The sequence below is a fragment of the Herbaspirillum sp. VT-16-41 genome (assembly GCF_001994935.1).
GTDB lineage: Bacteria > Pseudomonadota > Gammaproteobacteria > Burkholderiales > Burkholderiaceae_D > Herbaspirillum > Herbaspirillum frisingense.
Window position 1 is genome coordinate 173,073 of sequence record NZ_MUXB01000133.1, and the last position, 18,839, is coordinate 191,911.

Annotated in this window: 15 protein-coding genes; 8 read left to right on the forward strand and 7 right to left on the reverse strand. The window is 65.0% G+C overall.

Annotated elements, in window-relative coordinates:
* Nucleotides 1–2 precede the first annotated feature (2 nt).
* Nucleotides 3–923 (forward strand): GTP cyclohydrolase FolE2, encoded by a 921-nt coding sequence (folE2, locus tag BTM36_RS22955; RefSeq protein WP_077238096.1) that lies wholly within the window; start codon nucleotides 3–5, stop codon nucleotides 921–923.
* A 92-nt stretch (nucleotides 924–1,015) separates the two neighbouring features.
* On the forward strand, nucleotides 1,016–1,981 hold the full coding sequence (locus BTM36_RS22960) for a succinylglutamate desuccinylase/aspartoacylase family protein (protein WP_077238118.1): 966 nt from the start codon (nucleotides 1,016–1,018) through the stop codon (nucleotides 1,979–1,981).
* A 4-nt stretch (nucleotides 1,982–1,985) separates the two neighbouring features.
* Here the strand turns inward: BTM36_RS22960 and BTM36_RS22965 are convergent, their stop codons facing one another.
* The 6 genes from BTM36_RS22965 to BTM36_RS22990 all read right to left on the reverse strand — a co-directional run bounded on the left by BTM36_RS22965 (nucleotide 1,986) and on the right by BTM36_RS22990 (nucleotide 9,371).
* Nucleotides 1,986–2,474: a GNAT family N-acetyltransferase gene (locus BTM36_RS22965; RefSeq protein ID WP_077238097.1), complete on the reverse strand. Its 489-nt coding sequence runs from the start codon at nucleotides 2,472–2,474 to the stop codon at nucleotides 1,986–1,988.
* A 53-nt stretch (nucleotides 2,475–2,527) separates the two neighbouring features.
* Nucleotides 2,528–2,941 carry a GNAT family N-acetyltransferase gene (locus BTM36_RS22970; RefSeq protein ID WP_077238098.1) on the reverse strand — a complete coding sequence of 138 codons (414 nt, stop codon included), beginning with the start codon at nucleotides 2,939–2,941 and terminating at the stop codon, nucleotides 2,528–2,530.
* 85 nt (nucleotides 2,942–3,026) lie between these two features.
* Entirely contained in the window at nucleotides 3,027–3,620 is a 594-nt protein-coding gene (locus BTM36_RS22975) for a histidine phosphatase family protein (protein ID WP_077238099.1), read from the reverse strand.
* A 116-nt stretch (nucleotides 3,621–3,736) separates the two neighbouring features.
* Complete coding sequence (locus BTM36_RS22980) at nucleotides 3,737–4,519, reverse strand: enoyl-CoA hydratase (RefSeq protein ID WP_077238100.1); 783 nt, start codon at nucleotides 4,517–4,519, stop codon at nucleotides 3,737–3,739.
* An 18-nt stretch (nucleotides 4,520–4,537) separates the two neighbouring features.
* Nucleotides 4,538–5,698 carry an acyl-CoA dehydrogenase family protein gene (locus BTM36_RS22985; RefSeq protein WP_006463888.1) on the reverse strand — a complete coding sequence of 387 codons (1,161 nt, stop codon included), beginning with the start codon at nucleotides 5,696–5,698 and terminating at the stop codon, nucleotides 4,538–4,540.
* A 130-nt stretch (nucleotides 5,699–5,828) separates the two neighbouring features.
* Nucleotides 5,829–9,371, reverse strand: a complete 3,543-nt coding sequence (locus BTM36_RS22990; protein ID WP_077238119.1) for an indolepyruvate ferredoxin oxidoreductase family protein — start codon at nucleotides 9,369–9,371, stop codon at nucleotides 5,829–5,831.
* A gap of 600 nt (nucleotides 9,372–9,971) precedes the next feature.
* Here BTM36_RS22990 and BTM36_RS22995 point away from each other — a divergent pair.
* Nucleotides 9,972–10,916, forward strand: a complete 945-nt coding sequence (locus BTM36_RS22995; RefSeq protein WP_254427066.1) for a sensor domain-containing diguanylate cyclase — start codon at nucleotides 9,972–9,974, stop codon at nucleotides 10,914–10,916.
* 69 nt (nucleotides 10,917–10,985) lie between these two features.
* Nucleotides 10,986–11,876 carry a PhzF family phenazine biosynthesis protein gene (locus BTM36_RS23000; protein ID WP_077238101.1) on the forward strand — a complete coding sequence of 297 codons (891 nt, stop codon included), beginning with the start codon at nucleotides 10,986–10,988 and terminating at the stop codon, nucleotides 11,874–11,876.
* A gap of 44 nt (nucleotides 11,877–11,920) precedes the next feature.
* Here BTM36_RS23000 and BTM36_RS23005 read toward each other — a convergent pair whose 3' ends face one another.
* The gene (locus BTM36_RS23005; protein ID WP_077238102.1) at nucleotides 11,921–12,844 is read right to left on the reverse strand and encodes a LysR family transcriptional regulator; all 924 of its coding nucleotides are present in this window, start codon (nucleotides 12,842–12,844) and stop codon (nucleotides 11,921–11,923) included.
* A 142-nt stretch (nucleotides 12,845–12,986) separates the two neighbouring features.
* On the opposite strand from BTM36_RS23005, the gene BTM36_RS23010 reads away from it, so the two are divergent.
* The 4 genes from BTM36_RS23010 to BTM36_RS23025 all read left to right on the forward strand — a co-directional run bounded on the left by BTM36_RS23010 (nucleotide 12,987) and on the right by BTM36_RS23025 (nucleotide 18,759).
* Nucleotides 12,987–13,769, forward strand: coding sequence for an SDR family NAD(P)-dependent oxidoreductase (locus BTM36_RS23010; protein WP_077238103.1), 783 nt, complete (start codon nucleotides 12,987–12,989; stop codon nucleotides 13,767–13,769).
* Between the two features lie 395 nt (nucleotides 13,770–14,164).
* Nucleotides 14,165–14,944, forward strand: a complete 780-nt coding sequence (locus BTM36_RS23015) for an ABC transporter substrate-binding protein (protein ID WP_174616898.1) — start codon at nucleotides 14,165–14,167, stop codon at nucleotides 14,942–14,944.
* On the forward strand, nucleotides 14,941–18,042 hold the full coding sequence (locus BTM36_RS23020) for an EAL domain-containing protein (protein ID WP_077238105.1): 3,102 nt from the start codon (nucleotides 14,941–14,943) through the stop codon (nucleotides 18,040–18,042). The genes BTM36_RS23015 and BTM36_RS23020 overlap by 4 nt, the downstream gene beginning before the upstream one ends.
* A gap of 9 nt (nucleotides 18,043–18,051) precedes the next feature.
* Nucleotides 18,052–18,759 carry a glutathione S-transferase N-terminal domain-containing protein gene (locus BTM36_RS23025; RefSeq protein WP_077238106.1) on the forward strand — a complete coding sequence of 236 codons (708 nt, stop codon included), beginning with the start codon at nucleotides 18,052–18,054 and terminating at the stop codon, nucleotides 18,757–18,759.
* Nucleotides 18,760–18,839 lie beyond the last annotated feature (80 nt).

An 18,839-nucleotide genomic window follows, 5' to 3' on the forward strand; every position in this document is an offset into this window, starting at 1 on the left:
CCATGAGCCTCACCAGCACCCTGCCCGACGTCGCCCGCGAACAGCGCGCCACCATCGCCCTGCCGCTGGAATGGGTGGGCATGAGCGGCATCGCCCTGCCCCTGCATCTGCAGGAAGGGGCCGCACCCATCCCCGCCAGCGCCGAAGTGGCGGTCGATCTGCCCGACCCGCAGGCCAAGGGCATCCACATGTCGCGCCTGTATCTGCTGCTGGAGCAATTCACCGCCCGCGCGGCACTCACGCCACCGGTGCTCCACGCCCTGCTGCGCCAGATGCGCGAGAGCCACGCCGATTGCCACTCACGCGGGGCCGCCTTGCGCCTGGATTTTTCCCTGCTGCAGCAACGCCCGGCGCTGGTCACACCCGGTCTGACCGGCTGGAAGAGCTACCCCGTCAGCCTAGCTGCCGAACTGCATGACGCGCAGGTGCAACTGAGCCTGCGGGTGCGGGTGGCCTATTCCTCTACCTGCCCCTGTTCAGCCGCGCTGTCGCGCAAGGCCTTGCAGGATGCCTTCGCCAGTCACTTCGCCGCCAGCGCCGCCATCCCGCGCGAAGCCGCACTGGACTGGCTGGCGCTGCATGCCAGCCTGGCCACGCCGCACAGCCAGCGCAGCGAGGCCGAACTGAGCATCAACGTCGCCCCCGACAGCGCCGAGTTGCCGCTATCGGCCCTGATCGATACCGCCGAAGCGGCACTGGGCACGGCCGTGCAGACGGCCGTGCGACGTGCCGATGAGCAAGCCTTTGCATTGGCCAACGGTGCCAACCTGATGTATGTGGAAGATGCGGCGCGGCGCCTGCGGCAGGCACTGGAAGCGGCCTTCGGCAACTGCGCGGTACGGGTCAGTCACTACGAAAGCCTGCATGCGCATGATGCGGTGGCCGCCACCGCCAGCCCCGGCTGGCGCGAGCAGATCCGATGATGATGGCCAGTGGCGGCCGCCCCCGGGCCGCCGCCTGGCACGATGAGCGAAAGCGGGGTATCGTTGCCGCTCCTGCGTAAAAGATTTCCATGATGTCCGACCACTTCCCTTCCTTCCTGCAACGTCACCAGTACGCCGCCCTCGAATCCGGTCCTCGCGTGCTGGTGCTGGGTGCCGTGCACGGCAACGAAACCTGCGGCACGCAGGCCATCGCCCGCCTGCGCGAGCAACTCGACAGCGGCCAGCTGCGTCTGCAACGCGGCCTGCTGACGCTGGTGCCGGTCACCAATCCGCTGGCCTACCAGAAGCACCAGCGCCAGGGCGAACGCAACCTCAACCGCAACCTGCGCCCGCATCCGGCCCCGGCCGACTTCGAGGACCGGCTCTGCAATGTGCTGTGTCCCTGGATCGATGAGCACGAGGTGCTGCTGGACCTGCACTCCTTCCACACCGGCGGCGTTCCCTTCGCCATGCTGGGTCCGCTGGACAATCAGGATGCAGTCGAGCCCTTCGCCCATGCGGCGGCCGAGCAGCGCATGGTGGCGCACCTGGGCTGCAAGCGGGTGGTGGAAGGATGGATGACGGCCTACGTGCGTGGCGTGGAACGCCGCCGCCAGCAAGGCCATGCGGTGTCGCCGGATCTGCTGGACCGGCAATATGGCGTAGGCACCACCGAATATGCGCGCAGTCACGGCCTGTACGGCGTCACGCTGGAATGCGGCCAGCATGATGATCCCCAGGCTCCCGAGGTCGCCTATCAGGCCATCCTGCAGACCCTGAGCTTGCACGGCATGATCGATCGCCCCCTGCAGCCGCCGGCGGACGACATCCAGATCATCCGCCTGGTCGATGTGATCGACATGGCCCATCCCGATGATCGCTTTGTCCGCGAATGGGCCAGCTTCGACCGGCTGCGTGCCGGTGAAGTGATCGGCCATCGCCACGACGGCCGCCCGGTCACCGCACCGGAAGACGGCTACATCGTCTTCCCCAACCCGCGCGCCCTGCCGGGCAACGAGTGGTTCTATCTGGGCGTGGACAGCCCGCGCAGCCTGTAAGGCTTCAGGCCGCGCAATCCAGCGCGTAGAAGCGGGTATCGACCACCATCACCGGGAAGGCCGGCGGCAGGTCGGCCTGCTCGATCTGGCGGAAGCCGTTCTTTTCATAGAAGCGATGCGCCGCCAGGAACTTGGCGGTGGTACCCAGGAAGATCTGGCGCACGCCCTGCTGCCTGGCCCAGTCCACCGCGCCGTGCAACAAGCGGGCGGCCGTGCCATGCTCCTTGCCGCGATGGGTGGCGGCCACGAACATCTTGCGCAGCGCCACCTGATCATTGCCGATGTCCAGCAGGGAGATGGTACCGACCACCTTGCCTGCCTCCAGCGCCACCCAGAAATTGCCCTTGCCCTTCTGGTAGAAGCCGGGGATGTCCTTCAGGTCGGGCTGGCCTTCCAGGGTGATGGGGATGCCGAACTCCTCTTGCTGGATCGGCAGGATGACGTCCACCACGCCACTGGCATGGTCGGGCGAGAAAGCTTGAATCTGGATCATGGGGTGCAGACGAAAGAATGGATGAGGGGGATAGGCTTGCGGTGTAGAGCGGATTACGTGAGTTCGTGACCCGGCGTGAGCTCCCAGCAGCGCGGGCTGTGGGCGAAGCCGATATGGCCATAGTAGTCGGCGGCATCGGGCGCGGCCAGCAGGCGCAGGCGGCAACGCGGCCCCAGCAGGCTGCGGGCATGACGGATCAATTCCTTGCCGATGCCCTGGCGCTGGTACTGCTCGTCCACGGCCAGCTCCGACAGGTAGCAGGCATAGGCGAAATCGGTCACGCCCCGCGCCACGCCGACGATCAGATCGCCATCCCACGCGGTGGCGATCAGGTTGGCATGCTCGACCATGGCCTGCATGCAGTCACGGTCGTCGAGCGGGCGGCGGGGTCCCAGCGAAGTACGGGAGAGGATATCGATGAACTGATCCGCCGTGAGGCGGACGTCGGTACGGTAGACGATGGGCATGCGCGGGCTCGCTGACAGTCGAAGCCGCCCACGTTAACACAAAATGCCGGAAGGCACGCGGCACCCTGGCCTGCCCGGCGCTGCTTCAGTCCGGGCGCTGATAGACCTGCTGCGCCACCGGCTTGCCGGTGGCATCCACCCTGACCAGCACCATCTCGCCGGAGGCCACGCTGGCACCGGTCCAGCGGGCGATGTTCACGTCATGCGTGACCAGGATCAGCGCCCGCCCCTGCTTGGCCGGCAGAGCGCTGCGCAGGTAGGCCTGCAGACGTTCATTGGCGCTGTCGGCGCGGCCAGCCTGATCATTGAAGAACGAGGCCAGGCCGTCTTCTACCAGCGGTGTCCCGAAGCCCAGCAGGCTGGCCGTCTCCCGGGTGCGGCACCAGGGACTGGCCGCCACCACCGCGCTGCGCACGCCCTGCTCGCGCAGCCAGGCTCCGATCCTGCGTGCCTGCGCCCGTCCTTCTTCGTTGAGGTTGCGTTGCGTACTACAGTCCTCCAGCGAGAATCCCGCCGGGTCGCCGATGCCGGGGGCACGGGCGTGCCGCATGATGAGCACCTGGTCAGCAGCGGCCAGGCGCTGGCCGAGGTCGTCAGCCCTTGCGGGCGTAGCAAAGGCAGCCAGGAAAAGAAAGCAGGCGAAGGAAGCGAGGAGGCCTCGGAGCAGCAATCCGGTCATGGTCGAAGGTCTGGCGCACAAGTCTGTGGGCCCTCAGTCTAGTCCGGAATGCCGACGCCGCGCCCGCGCGGGGAGCGCGTTTGCGGCGTCAAAAGCAGGTCATGGTGCAGAAAACCTCAGGCGTTCTTCCATTGCGGGCTACGCTTTTCGAGGAAGGCCTGGACGCCCTCGCGCTGGTCCTGGGTATCGAACAGATCGACGAAGAGCTCGCGCTCGGTCTGCAGGATGGTGCCCAGCGGATTGTGGCGCGCCCCCTGGATCAGTTGCTTGCTGGCCGCGACCGAGGACGGGCTCTGCTTTTCCGCCTGCAAGGCCAGCGCCAGTGCGCGCTCGCGGGCTTGGCCCTTGGGGACCACTTCTTCCACCAGGCCAATACGCAGCGCGGTCTCCGCATTGACGCGCTCGCCGCACAGGATCATGCGATTGGCCCAGCCCTCACCGACCAGCCAGGGCAGGTTCTGCGTGCCACCGGCGCAGGGCAAGAGGCCCACTGCGGCTTCCGGCAAGGCCATCTGCGCCTGTTCCTCGGCAATGCGGATATCGCAGGCCAGTGCGCATTCCAGGCCGCCGCCCATGGCGTAGCCGTTGATGGCGGCAATCGATACGCCACGGAAGGCGGACAAGGTCTCGAAGGCTTGGCCGAAGCGACGCGCCATCTCGCGCGCCATGGCCTTGTCACCATCGGCGAAGAGTTTCAGGTCAGCGCCGGCGGAAAAGAATTTCTCGCCCTCGCCGGTGACCACCAGGGTGTAGACGTTGCGGTCGGCATTGAGGTCCCGGACCAGTTGTGTCAGGTCGACCAGGGCCTCGCGGGTCCAGGTGTTGGCGGGCGGATTGGACAGCGTCAGTACCGCGGTGTGCCCGGTGATGTCCAGTTTCAGGTTGGTGTAGGTGCGCATGCTCGTCCTTGTGTCGGGTCAGCGGATGTCGTCCAGGTTGTCGCGTTCCAGCAGCTTGCGCGAAATGATGACCCGCATGATTTCATTGGTACCTTCCAGGATCTGGTGTACCCGCACGTCGCGGAAATAGCGCTCCAGCGGGTATTCGCGGATATAGCCATAGCCGCCATGCAATTGCAGCGCCTCGTTGCAGATGCGGAAACCGAGGTCGGTCGCCAGTCGCTTGGCCATGGCGCAATAGGTGGTGGCCTCGGGCGAACCGGCGTCCAGCTTGGTGGCCGCCAGGCGCACCATCTGGCGCGCCGCCACCAGCTCGGTCTGCATGTCGGCCAGCTTGAATTGCAGGGCCTGGAAATCGGCGATGGGGCGGCCGAACTGCTTGCGTTCCTTCATGTAGGCATGGGCCGCATCCAGTGCTCCCTGGGCCGCGCCCACCGAGCAGGTGGCGATGTTGATGCGGCCACCGTCCAGCCCCTTCATGGCGAACACGAAGCCCTCGCCCTCCTCGCCCAGCAGGTGGTCCACCGGGACCTTGACGTTGTCGAAGCTGATGGTGCGGGTGGGCTGGCTGTTCCAGCCCATCTTGCTTTCCTTCTTGCCATAGCTGATGCCGGGGGTATCACCCGGCACCACGATGGCCGACACCCCGCGTGCGCCGGGGCCGCCGGTGCGTGCCATCACCACCAGCAGGTCGGTACTGCCAGCCCCGGAGATGAAAGCTTTGGAACCATTGATGAGGTAGAAGTCGTCGACGCGGCGCGCGGTGGTCTTGAGCGAGGCCGCATCCGACCCGGAACCGGGCTCGGTCAGGCAATAGGAGCCGATCTTCTGACCGGCCGCCAGTTGCTCGCACCATTGCTCCTTCAGCGAAGCCTGGCCCCAGGTGGCCACCATCCAGCTGACCATGTTGTGGATGGTGAGATAGGCGGCGGTGGAGGTACAGGCCCGCGCCAGTTCCTCGAAGACCACGGTGGCATCCAGCCGGGTCAGGCCCAGGCCGCCATCGGCCTCGGGCGTATAGAGTCCGCAGAACCCCAGTTCGCCGGCCTTGGCGATCACGTCCAGCGGGAAATGGGCTTCCTCGTCCCACTTGGCCGCAAAGGGTGCCATCTCGCCGGCCGCAAAGTCGCGTGCGCTTTGCTGGAAGGCCAACTGGTCCTGATTGAGTTCAAAATCCATGCCTGTCTCCTGTTCGTTGTTTTTCCTGGCCGTGCGGGCGCAGGGCATGCCGCCAGTGGCAGTTAGCTTAATGGAAATCGTGCCGGGCAGTTGTCACCGGCGCGACAGTGCCGCCCCCCGGCTGTGACGCTCAGGCCGCCGCCTCCAGCGCGGCCTTGCCACCATTGGCAAAGGCGGCCAGCAGGCTGGCCTGCCGCACCCGCATGGCTTCCACTGCCTTGAGCTTGACATGACCGAAGCCACGCACCTGCTCCGGCAGCTGCGCCAGCTCGATGGCCAGTGCCAGATTATCAGCCGTCAGCTTCGGCAACAGGCCCAGCACCAGCGCACGATACTCGGCGATCAGGGCTCGTTCCATGCGACGTTCCTCGGTGCGGCCGAACACATCCAGCATGCCGCCGCGCAGGCCCTTCATACGCGCCAGCAACTTGAAGGCCTGCATCATCCAGCCGCCGTAGCGCGCCTTCTGCAGATGCCCCTGCCCGTCCTTGCGGGCCAGGATGGGCGGCGCCAGGTTGAAACTGAGCGTGAAGTCGCCCTCGAACTGCTGCGCCAGTTCCTTCTGGAACTGGCCGTCGGTATAGAGCCGCGCCACCTCGTACTCGTCCTTGTAGGCCATCAGCCGGGACAGATTGCGGGCCACCGCCATACTCAGTTTTTCGCTGCCCAGCGGCGCCTCGGCCGCACGCACGGCTTCCACCACCTCGGCATACTGGCCGGCGTAGCGGGCGTCCTGGTAGTCGGTGAGCAGGGCCACGCGACGCTTGATCAACTGGTCCAGCGACTGCGGCATCTGCAGCACCACCGGCTGGGCCGGCACGGCAATGCGTTCCACCTTCAGCAGGTCGACTGCGGCCCGGCGCCCCCAGCGGAAGGCAGTCTGGTTGGCCTGCACGGCCACGCCATTGAGTTCGATGGCGCGCAGCAGCGAGGCTTCGCTCAGCGGCAGTTCGCCGCGTTGCCAGGCATAGCCCAGCATGAACAGGTTGGTGGCGATGGAGTCGCCCATGAGCGCCGTGGCCAGACGCGTGGCATCGATGAAATCGGCCTGCTGGCCGACCGACTCGACGATCAGGGCCTTGACCTCCTCGAAGGGGAACTGCCAGTCCGGGTTGCGGGCAAACTGCCCCGGCGGTTGCTGGTGCAGGTTGACCACCGCACGCGTGCGGCCCGGACGCATCTTGGAGATGGCGTCGAAGGCGCCAGCCGTCAGCATGTCGCACCCCAGCACCAGATCGGCTTCGCCAGTGGCGATACGCTGGGCGCGGATGGCATCGCGCCGCGCGGCAATACGCACGTGCGAGGTGACCGAGCCGTTCTTTTGCGACATGCCCGTCATGTCCAGCACCGAGGCGCCCTTGCCTTCCAGGTGCGCGGCCATGCCCATCAGGGCGCCGATGGTGATCACGCCGGTACCGCCAATGCCATTGATGAGGATGTTGAACGGCGTCTCGCAGGAAGGCAGGACCGGCTGCGGCAACTCGCCGAAATCGTCGGCCGCGTCCTTCTTCGTCACGCCGGTGCGTGACTTCTTGAGCTTGCCACCGGTGACCGTGACGAAGCTGGGGCAGAAGCCCTTCACGCAGGAGTAATCCTTGTTGCAGGACGACTGGTCGATGGCGCGCTTGCGCCCCAGGTCGGTTTCCAGCGGCAGCAGCGAGGTGCAATTGGATTGCACGCCACAATCACCGCAGCCTTCGCAGACGGCGGAATTGATGAAGAGCCGTTCATTGGGATCGGGGTATTCGCCCTTCTTGCGGCGCCGACGTTTCTCTGCCGCGCAGGTCTGGTCATAGATGATGACGCTCACGCCGGCGACTTCGCGCAGTTCGCGCTGCACGGCATCCATCTCCTTGCGGTCATGCACGGTCACGGCGGCCGGCAGATTGGAACGGTCGGCATAGCGGCCGATGTCCTCGGACACCAGCGCGATGCGCTGCACGCCCTCGGCCGCCATCTGCTGCGCGATCATCGGCACCGATACCGTACCGTCGACCGGCTGTCCACCCGTCATGGCCACGGCATCGTTATAGAGGATCTTGTAGGTCATGTTGACCCGGGCCGCCACTGCAGCGCGGATGGCCAGGTAACCGGAATGGAAGTAGGTGCCATCGCCCAGGTTGGCAAACACGTGCGGCACCTTAGAGAACGGTGCCTGCCCGATCCACGGCGCGCCCTCGCCACCCATGTGCGTGGTCAGCTTGTTGAATTCGGGATAGATGGCCGTGGCCATCACGTGGCAACCGATGCCGGCCAGCGCGAAGCTGCCTTCCGGCACCCGGGTGGAGGTGTTGTGCGGACAGCCCGAGCAGTAGTAGGCCGGGCGCGGTGGCGTGTTGACTGCCTTGGACAACACCGCATCCTTGGCATCAAGGAAGGCCAGGCGCGCCTTGATCAGGTCGCTGGTATGGAAGCGCGCAATGCGCGCCGCGATCACGCGGGCGATCTGCGCCACCGAGAAATCGGCCTTGGAGGTCAGCAGCCATTCACCGCGAGGCGCGACCCACTCGCCCTTCTCGTCGAACTTGCCGATCACCCGTGGACGGACATCGTCGCGCCAGTTGTAGAGCTGTTCCTTCAACTGGTACTCGACCATCTGGCGCTTTTCTTCCACCACCAGGATTTCATCCAGCCCTTGCGCGAACTCGCGCACACCATCCGGCTCCAGCGGCCAGGGCATGGAGACCTTGAACAGGCGCAGGCCGATCTCGGCGGCGAAGGTTTCGTCGATGCCCAGTTCGGACAGCGCTTCCAGCACGTCCAGATAGGACTTGCCGGAGGCGATGATGCCCAGCCGCGCACGGGGGCTGTCGATCATCACGCGGTTGAGTCGGTTGGCGCGGGCATAGGCCAGGGCGGCGTAGATCTTGTAGTCCTGCATCAGCGCTTCCTGCTTGCGCGCCTGCACGCCCAGCGTATCAGTCGACAGGCGCGCATTGAGGCCGCCCTCGGGCATGACGAAATCGCCCGGCAGCCTGATCTGCACGCGGAAGGGATCGGCATCCACGGAGGCGCTCGATTCGACCGTATCGGCCAGGGCCTTGAAGCCCACCACGCAACCGGAATAGCGCGACATGGCCCAGCCATGCAGGCCCAGGTCCAGGTATTCCTGCACATTGCAGGGATAGAGCATCGGGATCATCGATGCCGAAAAAATGTGGTCGGACTGGTGCGGCAGCGTCGAGGAATAGGCGCCGTGGTCGTCGCCGGCCACCAGCAGCACGCCACCATGGGCGGAGGTACCGGCGTGGTTCATGTGCTTCAACACATCGCCGCAGCGGTCCACGCCGGGGCCCTTGCCGTACCACATGGCGTAGACGCCATCATAGTCGGACGGGCCGATCAGCTTGACCTGTTGCGTGCCCCAGACGGCGGTGGCGGCCATGTCCTCGTTCACGCCCGGCTGGAACTTGACGCGGTGTGCGGCCAGGTGCGGCTGGGCATGCCACAGGGCTTCGTCCAGCCCGCCCAGGGGCGAGCCGCGATAACCGGAAATGAAACCGGCGGTATTGAGCCAGGCGGCGCGGTCGCGGATCTGCTGCAGCAGCGGCAGGCGCACCAGGGCCTGGATGCCGGACAGGTAGATCGCACCGGAGGTGACGGTGTATTTGTCGTCCAGGCTGACCGGGGCCAGCGGGACATCCTCGGTGGGGGTGGCAACAACGGTGTGCACGCCGTCTGTCGCGGGGTTGCCGGTTTTCCCTTGCGGGACCGGCGAGTGAGCGCTCACTTGGGTCGCAGCCTGTGCGCAGTCGCCAGTGCCTTCTACGGTCGGCACGGTCGCTGCGGCAGGCTCAGCTGCCGAACGGATCTGCATTGCTTGTCTCCAAAATTTTGATTCAGATAGCGTCTGCCATTACTGCGCCGGGTACGGTGCATCACTGCCAGACACTTCGACCGTGGTAGCGGTCAACACAACAATCTCCGTCTCGAAAACTGCTGTGACTGAAGTCTATCCGCAGGCCCGCAGGAAGCGGAAATACCGAATGAGGATAGGGGTATAAGGAAAAACGATACCCCTGGAATGGGGTCGCAGGGTGCCTGCCTTCATGCCTGCGCAGACCGGCCAGACACAGACCGGGGTGCAGGCATTTTTTTGCTGCCGAATGGAAAGATGCGGCAAGACGCGTTATGCTTGCGCGCGAAAACGCCCACTGGCGCCCACCGGCGCGCACTGGAACGCTTCCTGCTTGCCGCACGGCAAGTGCGCAGCGATCAGCGCCCGCGAAAATTTCCCGACCACAAGATTGCATTGGACAGCCACGGACTCGCCATGACCGACACCACACAAGAACAAATGGAACCCGATAGCACGGTCTACAAGACCTTGCTGGAATCGACCAAGGCGATTCCGTGGAAGATCGACTGGAGCAGCATGCAGTTCACCTACATCGGCCCGCAGATCGAACAGTTGCTGGGCTGGGCGCCGGAGAGCTGGAAGAGCGCCGACGACTGGGCGATGCGCATCCATGCCGAAGACCGCGAGGCGGTGGTCAACTTCTGCATCTCGCAATCCAAGGCCGGCGCCGATCACGAAGCCGATTACCGTGCCCTGACCCGCGATGGCGAACACATCTGGATCCGCGACGTGGTGCACGTAGTGCGCAATGAAGACGGCAGCCCCAATGCGCTGATCGGCTTCATGTTCGACATCACCGAACGCAAGAAGACCGAGGCCCGCCTGATCGAATTGCAGAAGGAACTGGAGGCGCTGTCCTATCGCGACGGCCTGACCAATGTGGCCAACCGCCGCATGTTCGATTCGGCGCTGGAAGTGGAATGGGCCAATGCGGTGAGCTCACGCGCGCCGCTGTCGCTGATCATGCTCGACATCGATTACTTCAAGCAGTACAACGACCGCTACGGCCACATCCGCGGTGACGAATGCCTGAAGCAGGTGGCGCGCATCCTCAGCGAGACCGCCACCCGCAGTCGCGATTTCTTCGCCCGCTATGGCGGCGAGGAGTTCGTGCTGATCCTGCCCGAATGCGACGAAAAGGCCGCCCTGCAGGTCGCCCAGCGCTGCCGCAACCTGATCATCGATGCGGCCATCCCGCATGCCAGCTCGCAGGTGGCCGAGACCGTCACCATTTCCCAGGGCGTCGCCACCATCGTGCCCTCGCCCATGGACCAGCGCATCGAGTTCCTGGAACTGGCCGACCGTCGCCTGTACCGCGCCAAACAGTTGGGCCGTAACTGTATCGCCGTCGACGAGTGAACTGTACCTGTCTCGTGGCTGGGGCCGTCGCTACAATCGGCGGCCTGACCACCCTGCCGCGAGACCTCCATGCCCGCCACCTACGCTTACCGACTGCTTAACGTCTTCGCCGAATCGACCTTCGGCGGCAATCCCCTGTGCGTGTTCGAAGATGCACGTGGTCTGGATGACGCCACCATGCTGGCGCTGGCACTGCAATTCAACCTTTCCGAAACCACTTTCATCCTGCCCTCGACGGTGGCCGATGCCCGCGTGCGCATCTTCACCACCGGCTATGAAATGCCCTTCGCCGGCCATCCCACACTGGGAACGGCCCAGGTGGTGCGCGCGCTGCTCGGCAAGGGCGACGCCCTGACACTGGAATTCAAGGCCGGCGTGGTGCCGGTGCGCGCGCAAGGCGATGTCTGGACCTTTACCGCGCCCTGCCCCGGCGGGCCGAAGACGGCACCCTCCCCCCTGTCGCGCGCCGAGGTGGCCGCCCTGCTGGCACTGGACGAAAGCGACCTGGCCGGCGATCCGATCTGGGTCGATACCGGGGCCGACCAGTTCCTGATCCCGCTGGTCTCGCCCGAGGCCGTGCGCCGCGCCCAGCCCGACAGCGCGCAGCTGCAGCGCTGGCCGGTCAGCAGCCTGGGCCGCAAGACCGCCTATGTCTTTGCCTTCGACGCGACACAGCCTGGCCAGGTGCTGGCGCGCTATTTCTTTACCAAGCAAGGGGGCGGCGTGGCTGAAGATCCGGGCACCGGTTCGGCCTGCGCCAACCTGGGTGGCTGGCTCAGCGCCACCGGCCATGTGCTGCCGGCGCACTTCGCCATCGACCAGGGCGCGGCAGTGGATCGTCCTTCGCGGCTGTACCTGGACGTTGCCGCCGATGGCGCGATCCAGGTCGGTGGCCGGGTCATCGAGATCGGGCGGGGTACGGTCACCATCGATCCGGTCGGCCAGACCATGCTGGCCTGATCGCACTGGCAAGCCCGCAGCGCTCAGCAGCCCGGGTCAGCGCGTCAGCGGGTCAGGCCACCCTCTTGCGTGAGCGGGAAGATCAGCGCATGCAGCCAGTCCATGAACTCCGCCAGCCGCGCCGGCACGTGGCGGCGGCTGGCATACATCAGGTTCACCGGCATCGGCGCGGGCCGGTATTGCGGCAAGACCTCGACCAGCTTGCCGCCATCGAGCATCTTGCGCTTGGCCGCGCCCACCAGCGGCAACTGGATCAGGCCCAGCCCGGCCTGACAGGCCGCGTAGTAGGTCTCGGTGCTGTTGACGGTGACGCTGCCGGCCATGGGCAGGGTATGCGTCTGACGGCCGTCGAACCATTCCCAACCGGGTGAACGCCCGCCCAGCACCTGGCGGTAATGCACCAGCTGGTGCTGCGCCAGGTCTTCCAGCGTGCGCGGTACGCCGTGACGCTTGAGATAGGCGGCGCTGGCGCAATTGATCTGCACCAGATGACCGATGCAACGCGCCACCAGCGAGGAATCGTCCAGGGTACCAGTGCGCAGCACGCAATCGAAACCCTCGGCCACCAGGTCGACCCGGCGGTCGCTGGCCGACAGCTCGATCTCCAGTTGCGGATGCTGTGCCAGGAAGGACGGCAGCGCCGGCAACACTACCTCGCGCGCCATGGCGCTGGACATGTCCACCCGCAGCTTGCCGGTCAGCGGCTGGCCGCCGGCACGGAACATCCCCCGCAGCGATTCGAATTCATCCAGCAACTCCTTGCTGCGCCGGTAGAAGGACTCGCCGTCGGGCGTGAGCTGCACGCGTCGCGTGGTGCGCTGGAGCAGCCGCGTGCCCAGCATCTGCTCCAGTTGCTGGATGGCCAGCGACACGCTGGCATTGGGCAGGCCGAGCTGGCGCGCCGCACCGCTGAAGCTGGCCAGCTCGGCCACGCGCTGGAAGATCTTGAGGGTGTCCATCTGGTTCATGTCGCGCCCGGATTATTATCAAATATTGAAAAGTCTAATAGTAAATCAGAAATTTATTAGTAAAAACCTTCTCAATATACTGGGCTCCGTGATACAGCACATCACCCCGACCACCCCGACTTTTCCCACCAAGGAGCCCGACATGAGCAACATCACCACTTCCAGCACCCCGGCGCGCATCGCCGTCATCACCGGCGGTAGCCGTGGCCTGGGCAAGAATGCCGCCCTGCACCTGGCCCGCGAAGGCGTGGGCATCATTCTCACCTACGTCGGCAACCGTGACGCCGCCCAGGCCACGGTGACCGAGATCGAAGCGCTCGGCGGCAAGGCCGTGGCGCTGCGGCTGGACCTGGCCGACAGCACCAGCTTCCCGGCCTTTGCCGCATCGATGAAGAGCGCACTCCAGCAGCACTGGCAGGTCCAGCACTTCAGCTACCTGGTCAACAACGGCGGCATGGGCATGCATGCCAGCATCGAAGAGACCACCGAGGCGGTCTTCGACGAACTCTTCAAGGTGCATCTCAAGGGCGTGTTCTTCCTGACCCAGGCGCTGCTGCCGCTGCTGGCCCAGGGTGGCCGCATCATCAACATCTCCAGTGGCCTGGCACGCTTCTCCCTGCCCGGCTATGCCGCCTATGCGGCCATGAAGGGCGGCGTCGAGGTGATGACGCGCTACATGGCCAAGGAATTCGGTGCGCGTGGCATCGCCGTCAACACCGTCGCGCCGGGTGCCATCGAAACCGACTTCGGCGGCGGCCGGGTGCGTGACAACGCCGAGCTCAACGCCTTCGTGGCCGGCCAGACCGCGCTGGGACGCGTCGGTCTGCCGGACGACATCGGCGCGGCCATTGCCTCGCTGCTGCGCCCGGACAATGGCTGGATCAATGCCCAACGGGTGGAAGTTTCCGGCGGCATGTTCATCTGATGGTGGACGCGACGCCGGCCCGGCGTCGCGCCGTTTTCTCCGGGCCAGCCCCCCTTCCCAAGAGCCAATTGCAAAGGCTCGCGCATTGTGTTGCGCATTGGAATGTGCTCGGGTAACATCCCCCCGACATCTGGTGAGCCGCCAGACCTGCAGCGCCACGGCGTTTTGTCTGCAGGCACAGGTGCTCACGCCACGGCCCGTTCCGGCGTGGAACACAAGAACAGATGGGTAGCGTCGCCGCAGCGACGATTCAGGGAAGGACGACCTGCAGGCCAAGGCGGTGATCCGCCAGATCATGGCTGAGGCGTCCGTATGGTGGAGTACAAACAGGGGGCGGTATTTTCAGTCATATCTTTGGCAAACGCGCAGTGGCCTGGGCAGGCGCGGCAGCGTTCATGACGGCACTGCTCACCCCCGGTACCGCCAGCCTGGCCGCCAACCCCACCGGACCGGATTGTTCGCGTCCCTACACCCTGGCCCTGCATGATCATGGCCTGCTCTACTCGGCCGCCACCGATACCGGCATCGACAAGGATTTCGCCGACGAACTGATCCGTCGCAGTGGCTGCAAGGTCAATGTCAGCCTGATGTCGCGCGCGCGCATCTGGCAGTTGATCGAGTCGGGGGCGCTGGACTTCAGCCTCTCCGGCATCACCAACCACGAACGCGACCAGTACGCCAGCTTCGCCTGGTACTTCAGCAACAAGTATTACCTGCTGGTGCGCAAGGATGCCGGCATCACGCAACTGGCCGACGTGGCCCGCAGCGAAAACTTCCAGCTGGGCGTGATCCGCGGCTTTCGCTACAGCGCCAATGCCAACCGCATGGTCGACCGGCTCAGCGCAGCCAATCGCGTCTCCCTTGCCGGCGGCCTGGAGCCGCTCTACGAGGCGCTGCTGCAGAACCGCATCCAGGGCATGATCATGGAGCCCTTCGACTACCCGGTGGTGGAAGAAAAACGCATCCGCGATGCCACCGCCATCATCAGCTTCGAAGATCCTTCGATCCCGCATGGACTGATCATGTCGAAGAAGGCGCTGACATCGGCCGAACAGGATAAATGGCGTGCCCTGGTCGATGGCATGCTGGCCGATGGCACGGTGCTGCGTATCTTCAAGAAATACTTCAACCCGGAACTGGCCGCCGCCATGGTCCAGTTCCAGAGCAAGCCGTGAACTGGCTGCGCCTGCTCCCGCTCCCGCTGTTGATCCTGGTGACGGGACTGGGTGTGACCTGGACCGCCTGGGACCACGAGCGCGAAGCCGCCAGCAAGGAACTGCATACCCAGTTCTCCTCCGTGCTGCGCGAGACGGTCAGCCGCATCGAGCAGCGCATGGCCGCCTACCAACAGATGCTGCACGGCGTGCAGGGCCTGGTGGGTGCTACCGGCAACATCGACCACAACCAGTTCCGCGATTACGTGGAGGCCCTGAACCTGGACGCCAATTTCTCCGGCATCCAGGTCATCTCGATCGAAGAGTGGGTCCCCGCTGCGGGGCTGGATGCGCATCTGGCGCGCATGGCGCGCCAGGGCGTGACCGACTACAAGATACGCCCGCCCGGCACCCGTGACGGCTATGCCCCCACGGTACTGCGCGAGCCCTACGTGGGCCGCAATCGCTTCCCCTTCGGCAACGACCAGTGGTCTGATCCGGTGCGGCGCACGGCCATGGAAAAGGCCCGCGACTCCGGCATGGCGACCATCTCCGGCAAGCTGGAGCTGGCCCAGGAAGGACCGGCAATACCGGCCTTCATGATGTACCTGCCGCTGTATGAGCGCGGCAAGCCGCAAGGCACCATCGAACAACGTCGCGCCAGTCTGATCGGCTGGGTGCATGCGGTCTTCCGCATGAGCGACGTGATCGCCAGCCTCTATGGCGAAAACACCCGCACCATCGTCTTTTCGCTGTACGACGGCGTGACCCAGGAGCCCGCAGCGCTGATGTACCGCTCCGCGGTCACCGACCAACAGCTGCCGGCCCGCCTGAAGGCCGACGAATACCTGGTCGTGGCCAATCACAACTGGACGCTGTCGATGCACACCACCGACGCCTTCACCGCCCAGTTTGGCCGCAACGCCGAACCCCTGATCGCCGCCACCGGTATCGGCATGAGCATCACCCTGGCGCTGCTGGCCTGGCTGATGATGTCCAGCCGGGTGCGCGCGGTGCGACTGGCGCAGAAGATGACGGTGGAGCTACGCGCCAGCGAAGAACAGTTCCGTGCCATTGCCGACTGCACCGTCAACTGGGAAGTCTGGTGGGGCCTGGACGGCCGCCCGCGCTGGATCAACCATGCCGTGCGCGACTACACCGGCTACAGCGTCGAGGAATGCCTGGCCATGCCGGACTTCATCGGCTGCATCGTGCACCCCGATGACGAACGCCGCATCCGCGCCGAACTGGCACGCTGCATGGACGGCCAGAAGCGCGAGGATGTCGAGTTCCGTTGCGTGCGCAAGGATGGCACGGTGTTCTGGCTGGCCCTGTCATCGGCACCGATCACCGATTCGCAGGGCAACTTCACGGGCTTTCGTACCAGCAGCCGCGACATCACCGATCGCAAGCAGATCGAAGCCGAGCTGCGCATCTCGGCGGTGGCCTTCGATTCACGCGAAGGCATGCTCATCACCGATGCCAACAGCAAGATCCTGCGCGTGAACAAGGCCTTCACCGAAATCACCGGCTATACCGCCGAGGAAATCGTCGGCAAGCATCCCAACCTGCTGCGCTCGGACCGCCACGGCCCGGCCTTCTTCCAGGAAATGCGCGAGAGCATCCGGCGCTTCGGCAAATGGCAGGGCGAAATCTGGGACCGCCGCAAGAACGGCGAGGTCTATCCCGAATGGCTGACCATCTCGGCGGTCAAGAACCGGGACAACCAGGTCACCCATTACGTCAGCACCCATCACGACATCAGCGACCGCAAGCTGGCCGAGGAGCGCATCCGCGAACTGGCCTTCTTCGACGCCCTGACCCGCCTGCCCAACCGCACCCTGCTGCTGGATCGCCTGAAGCAGGCCATCGCCCTGTCGCTGCGCACCCGCACCTGCGGCGCGCTGCTGTTCATCGATCTGGACCACTTCAAGACCTTGAACGACACCGTCGGCCATGAAAAGGGCGACACCCTGCTCAAGCAGGTAGCCCAGCGGCTAGTGGCCAACGTGCGCGAAAACGATACCGTGGCCCGGGTCGGCGGCGATGAGTTCGTGGTGGTGCTGGAAGGGCTCAATGAGCTGCAGCAGGAAGCCGCCACCCAGACCCGTGCCATCGGCGAGAAGATCCTGGCGGCGTTGGGCTCGACCTTCCAGCTCGACGACGTCGAATACCGCGCCACCGCCAGCATCGGCGCTACCGTCTTCCTGGGGCGCGCGGCCTCGGTGGACGAACTGATGAAGCAGGCTGACCTGGCCATGTACAAGGCCAAGGAGACCGGCCGCAATGCGTTGCGCTTCTTCGATCCGGCGATGCAGACCGCCGTGCTGGAGCGCGCCACCCTGGAAGCCGGCCTGCGCAAGGCCATCGAGGGCGACCAGTTGCTGCTGCACTACCAGCCGCAGGTGGTCGAAGGTGGACGCGTGACCGGCGCCGAAGTGCTGGTGCGCTGGCAGCATCCACAGCGTGGCATGGTGCCGCCGGGTGACTTCATCCCGCTGGCCGAGGAGACCGGACTAATCCTCTCCCTGGGCAACTGGGTGCTGGAGACCGCCTGCAAGCAACTGGCGATCTGGGCCAAGCGTCCGGCCATGGCCGAGCTCTCCATCGCCGTCAACGTCAGTGCGCCGCAATTGCGCGAACCCGATTTCGTGCAGACCGTGCTCGACGCCATCGAACGCACCGGCGCCAACCCGCGTCGCCTGAAACTGGAACTCACCGAAAGCCTGCTGGTGGACAACGTCGAGGACATCATCCAGAAGATGTTCGCCCTCAAGGCTTATGGCGTGGAGTTTTCGCTGGACGATTTCGGCACCGGCTACTCCTCGCTGTCCTACCTCAAGCGGCTGCCGCTGAATCAGCTTAAAATCGACCAGTCTTTCGTACGCGATGTCCTGATCGATCCCAACGACGCCTCGATTGCCAAGACCATCGTGAACCTGGCCCAGAGCCTGGGCCTGGGCGTCATCGCCGAAGGCGTTGAAACCGACGCCCAGCGCTCCTTCCTGGCCGATGCCGGCTGTCATGCCTATCAGGGGTATTTCTTCTGCCGGCCCGTGTCGGTGGAGGCCTTCGAGAAATTCGCCCAGGACCGCGAATTCCATATTTCCGCTGCCTAGGAGCCCCGCATGAGCCATCCCTTGTCTGCTTTCCCCATCGACCAGAAATGGCCGGCACAACATCCCGAACGCATCCAGCTGTACTCGCTGCCCACGCCCAATGGCGTGAAGGTGTCGATCATGCTGGAAGAAACCGGCCTGCCCTACGAAGCCCACCTGGTGAGCTTCGAGACCAATGACCAGATGTCGCCGGCCTTCCTGTCGCTGAACCCGAACAACAAGATTCCGGCCATCATCGATCCCGACGGCCCGGGCGGCAAGCCGCTGCCGCTGTTCGAATCCGGCGCCATCCTGCTGTACCTGGCCGAGAAGAGCGGCAAGTTCCTGCCGCAGGATGCCGCCGCGCGCTACCAGGTGATCCAGTGGGTGATGTTCCAGATGGGTGGGGTCGGTCCGATGTTCGGCCAGTTGGGCTTCTTCCATCGCTTCGCCGGCAAGGAATATGAAGACAAGCGTCCACGCGACCGCTACGTCAACGAATCCAGGCGCCTGCTGGGCGTCATGGACAAGCAGCTGGCGCAGCATCAGTGGCTGGCCGGCGACGAATATTCCATCGCCGACATCGCCACCTTCCCCTGGATTCGCAACCTGATCGGTTTCTACGAAGCGGCCGAGCTGGTCGGCTTCAAGGATTTCCCGAACGTGGCGCGCGCGCTGGAAGCCTTCGTGGCGCGTCCGGCCGTGGTGCGCGGCCTGAATATCCCGGCCCGCGGCTGAGCCGGCGGGCAGGTTGGCTGCCGGCGCAGGGTGTAAATCGCTTTGCGTCGGTACGTCATGGGCATTACCATCACGGAAAT

Bases quoted from the DNA above. Each gene is read 5' to 3' on its own strand.
- BTM36_RS23025 (WP_077238106.1), top strand. From the start codon at position 18,052: ATGAGCCATCCCTTGTCTGCTTTCCCCATCGACCAGAAATGGCCGGCA.
- BTM36_RS22985 (WP_006463888.1), bottom strand. From the start codon at position 5,698: ATGGATTTTGAACTCAATCAGGACCAGTTGGCCTTCCAGCAAAGCGCA.
- BTM36_RS23010 (WP_077238103.1), top strand. From the start codon at position 12,987: ATGAGCAACATCACCACTTCCAGCACCCCGGCGCGCATCGCCGTCATC.
- BTM36_RS23005 (WP_077238102.1), bottom strand. From the start codon at position 12,844: ATGAACCAGATGGACACCCTCAAGATCTTCCAGCGCGTGGCCGAGCTG.
- BTM36_RS22965 (WP_077238097.1), bottom strand. From the start codon at position 2,474: ATGATCCAGATTCAAGCTTTCTCGCCCGACCATGCCAGTGGCGTGGTG.
- BTM36_RS23000 (WP_077238101.1), top strand. From the start codon at position 10,986: ATGCCCGCCACCTACGCTTACCGACTGCTTAACGTCTTCGCCGAATCG.
- BTM36_RS22970 (WP_077238098.1), bottom strand. From the start codon at position 2,941: ATGCCCATCGTCTACCGTACCGACGTCCGCCTCACGGCGGATCAGTTC.
- BTM36_RS22975 (WP_077238099.1), bottom strand. From the start codon at position 3,620: ATGACCGGATTGCTGCTCCGAGGCCTCCTCGCTTCCTTCGCCTGCTTT.
- folE2 (WP_077238096.1), top strand. From the start codon at position 3: ATGAGCCTCACCAGCACCCTGCCCGACGTCGCCCGCGAACAGCGCGCC.
- BTM36_RS23015 (WP_174616898.1), top strand. From the start codon at position 14,165: ATGACGGCACTGCTCACCCCCGGTACCGCCAGCCTGGCCGCCAACCCC.
- BTM36_RS22960 (WP_077238118.1), top strand. From the start codon at position 1,016: ATGTCCGACCACTTCCCTTCCTTCCTGCAACGTCACCAGTACGCCGCC.
- BTM36_RS22995 (WP_254427066.1), top strand. From the start codon at position 9,972: ATGACCGACACCACACAAGAACAAATGGAACCCGATAGCACGGTCTAC.
- BTM36_RS22980 (WP_077238100.1), bottom strand. From the start codon at position 4,519: ATGCGCACCTACACCAACCTGAAACTGGACATCACCGGGCACACCGCG.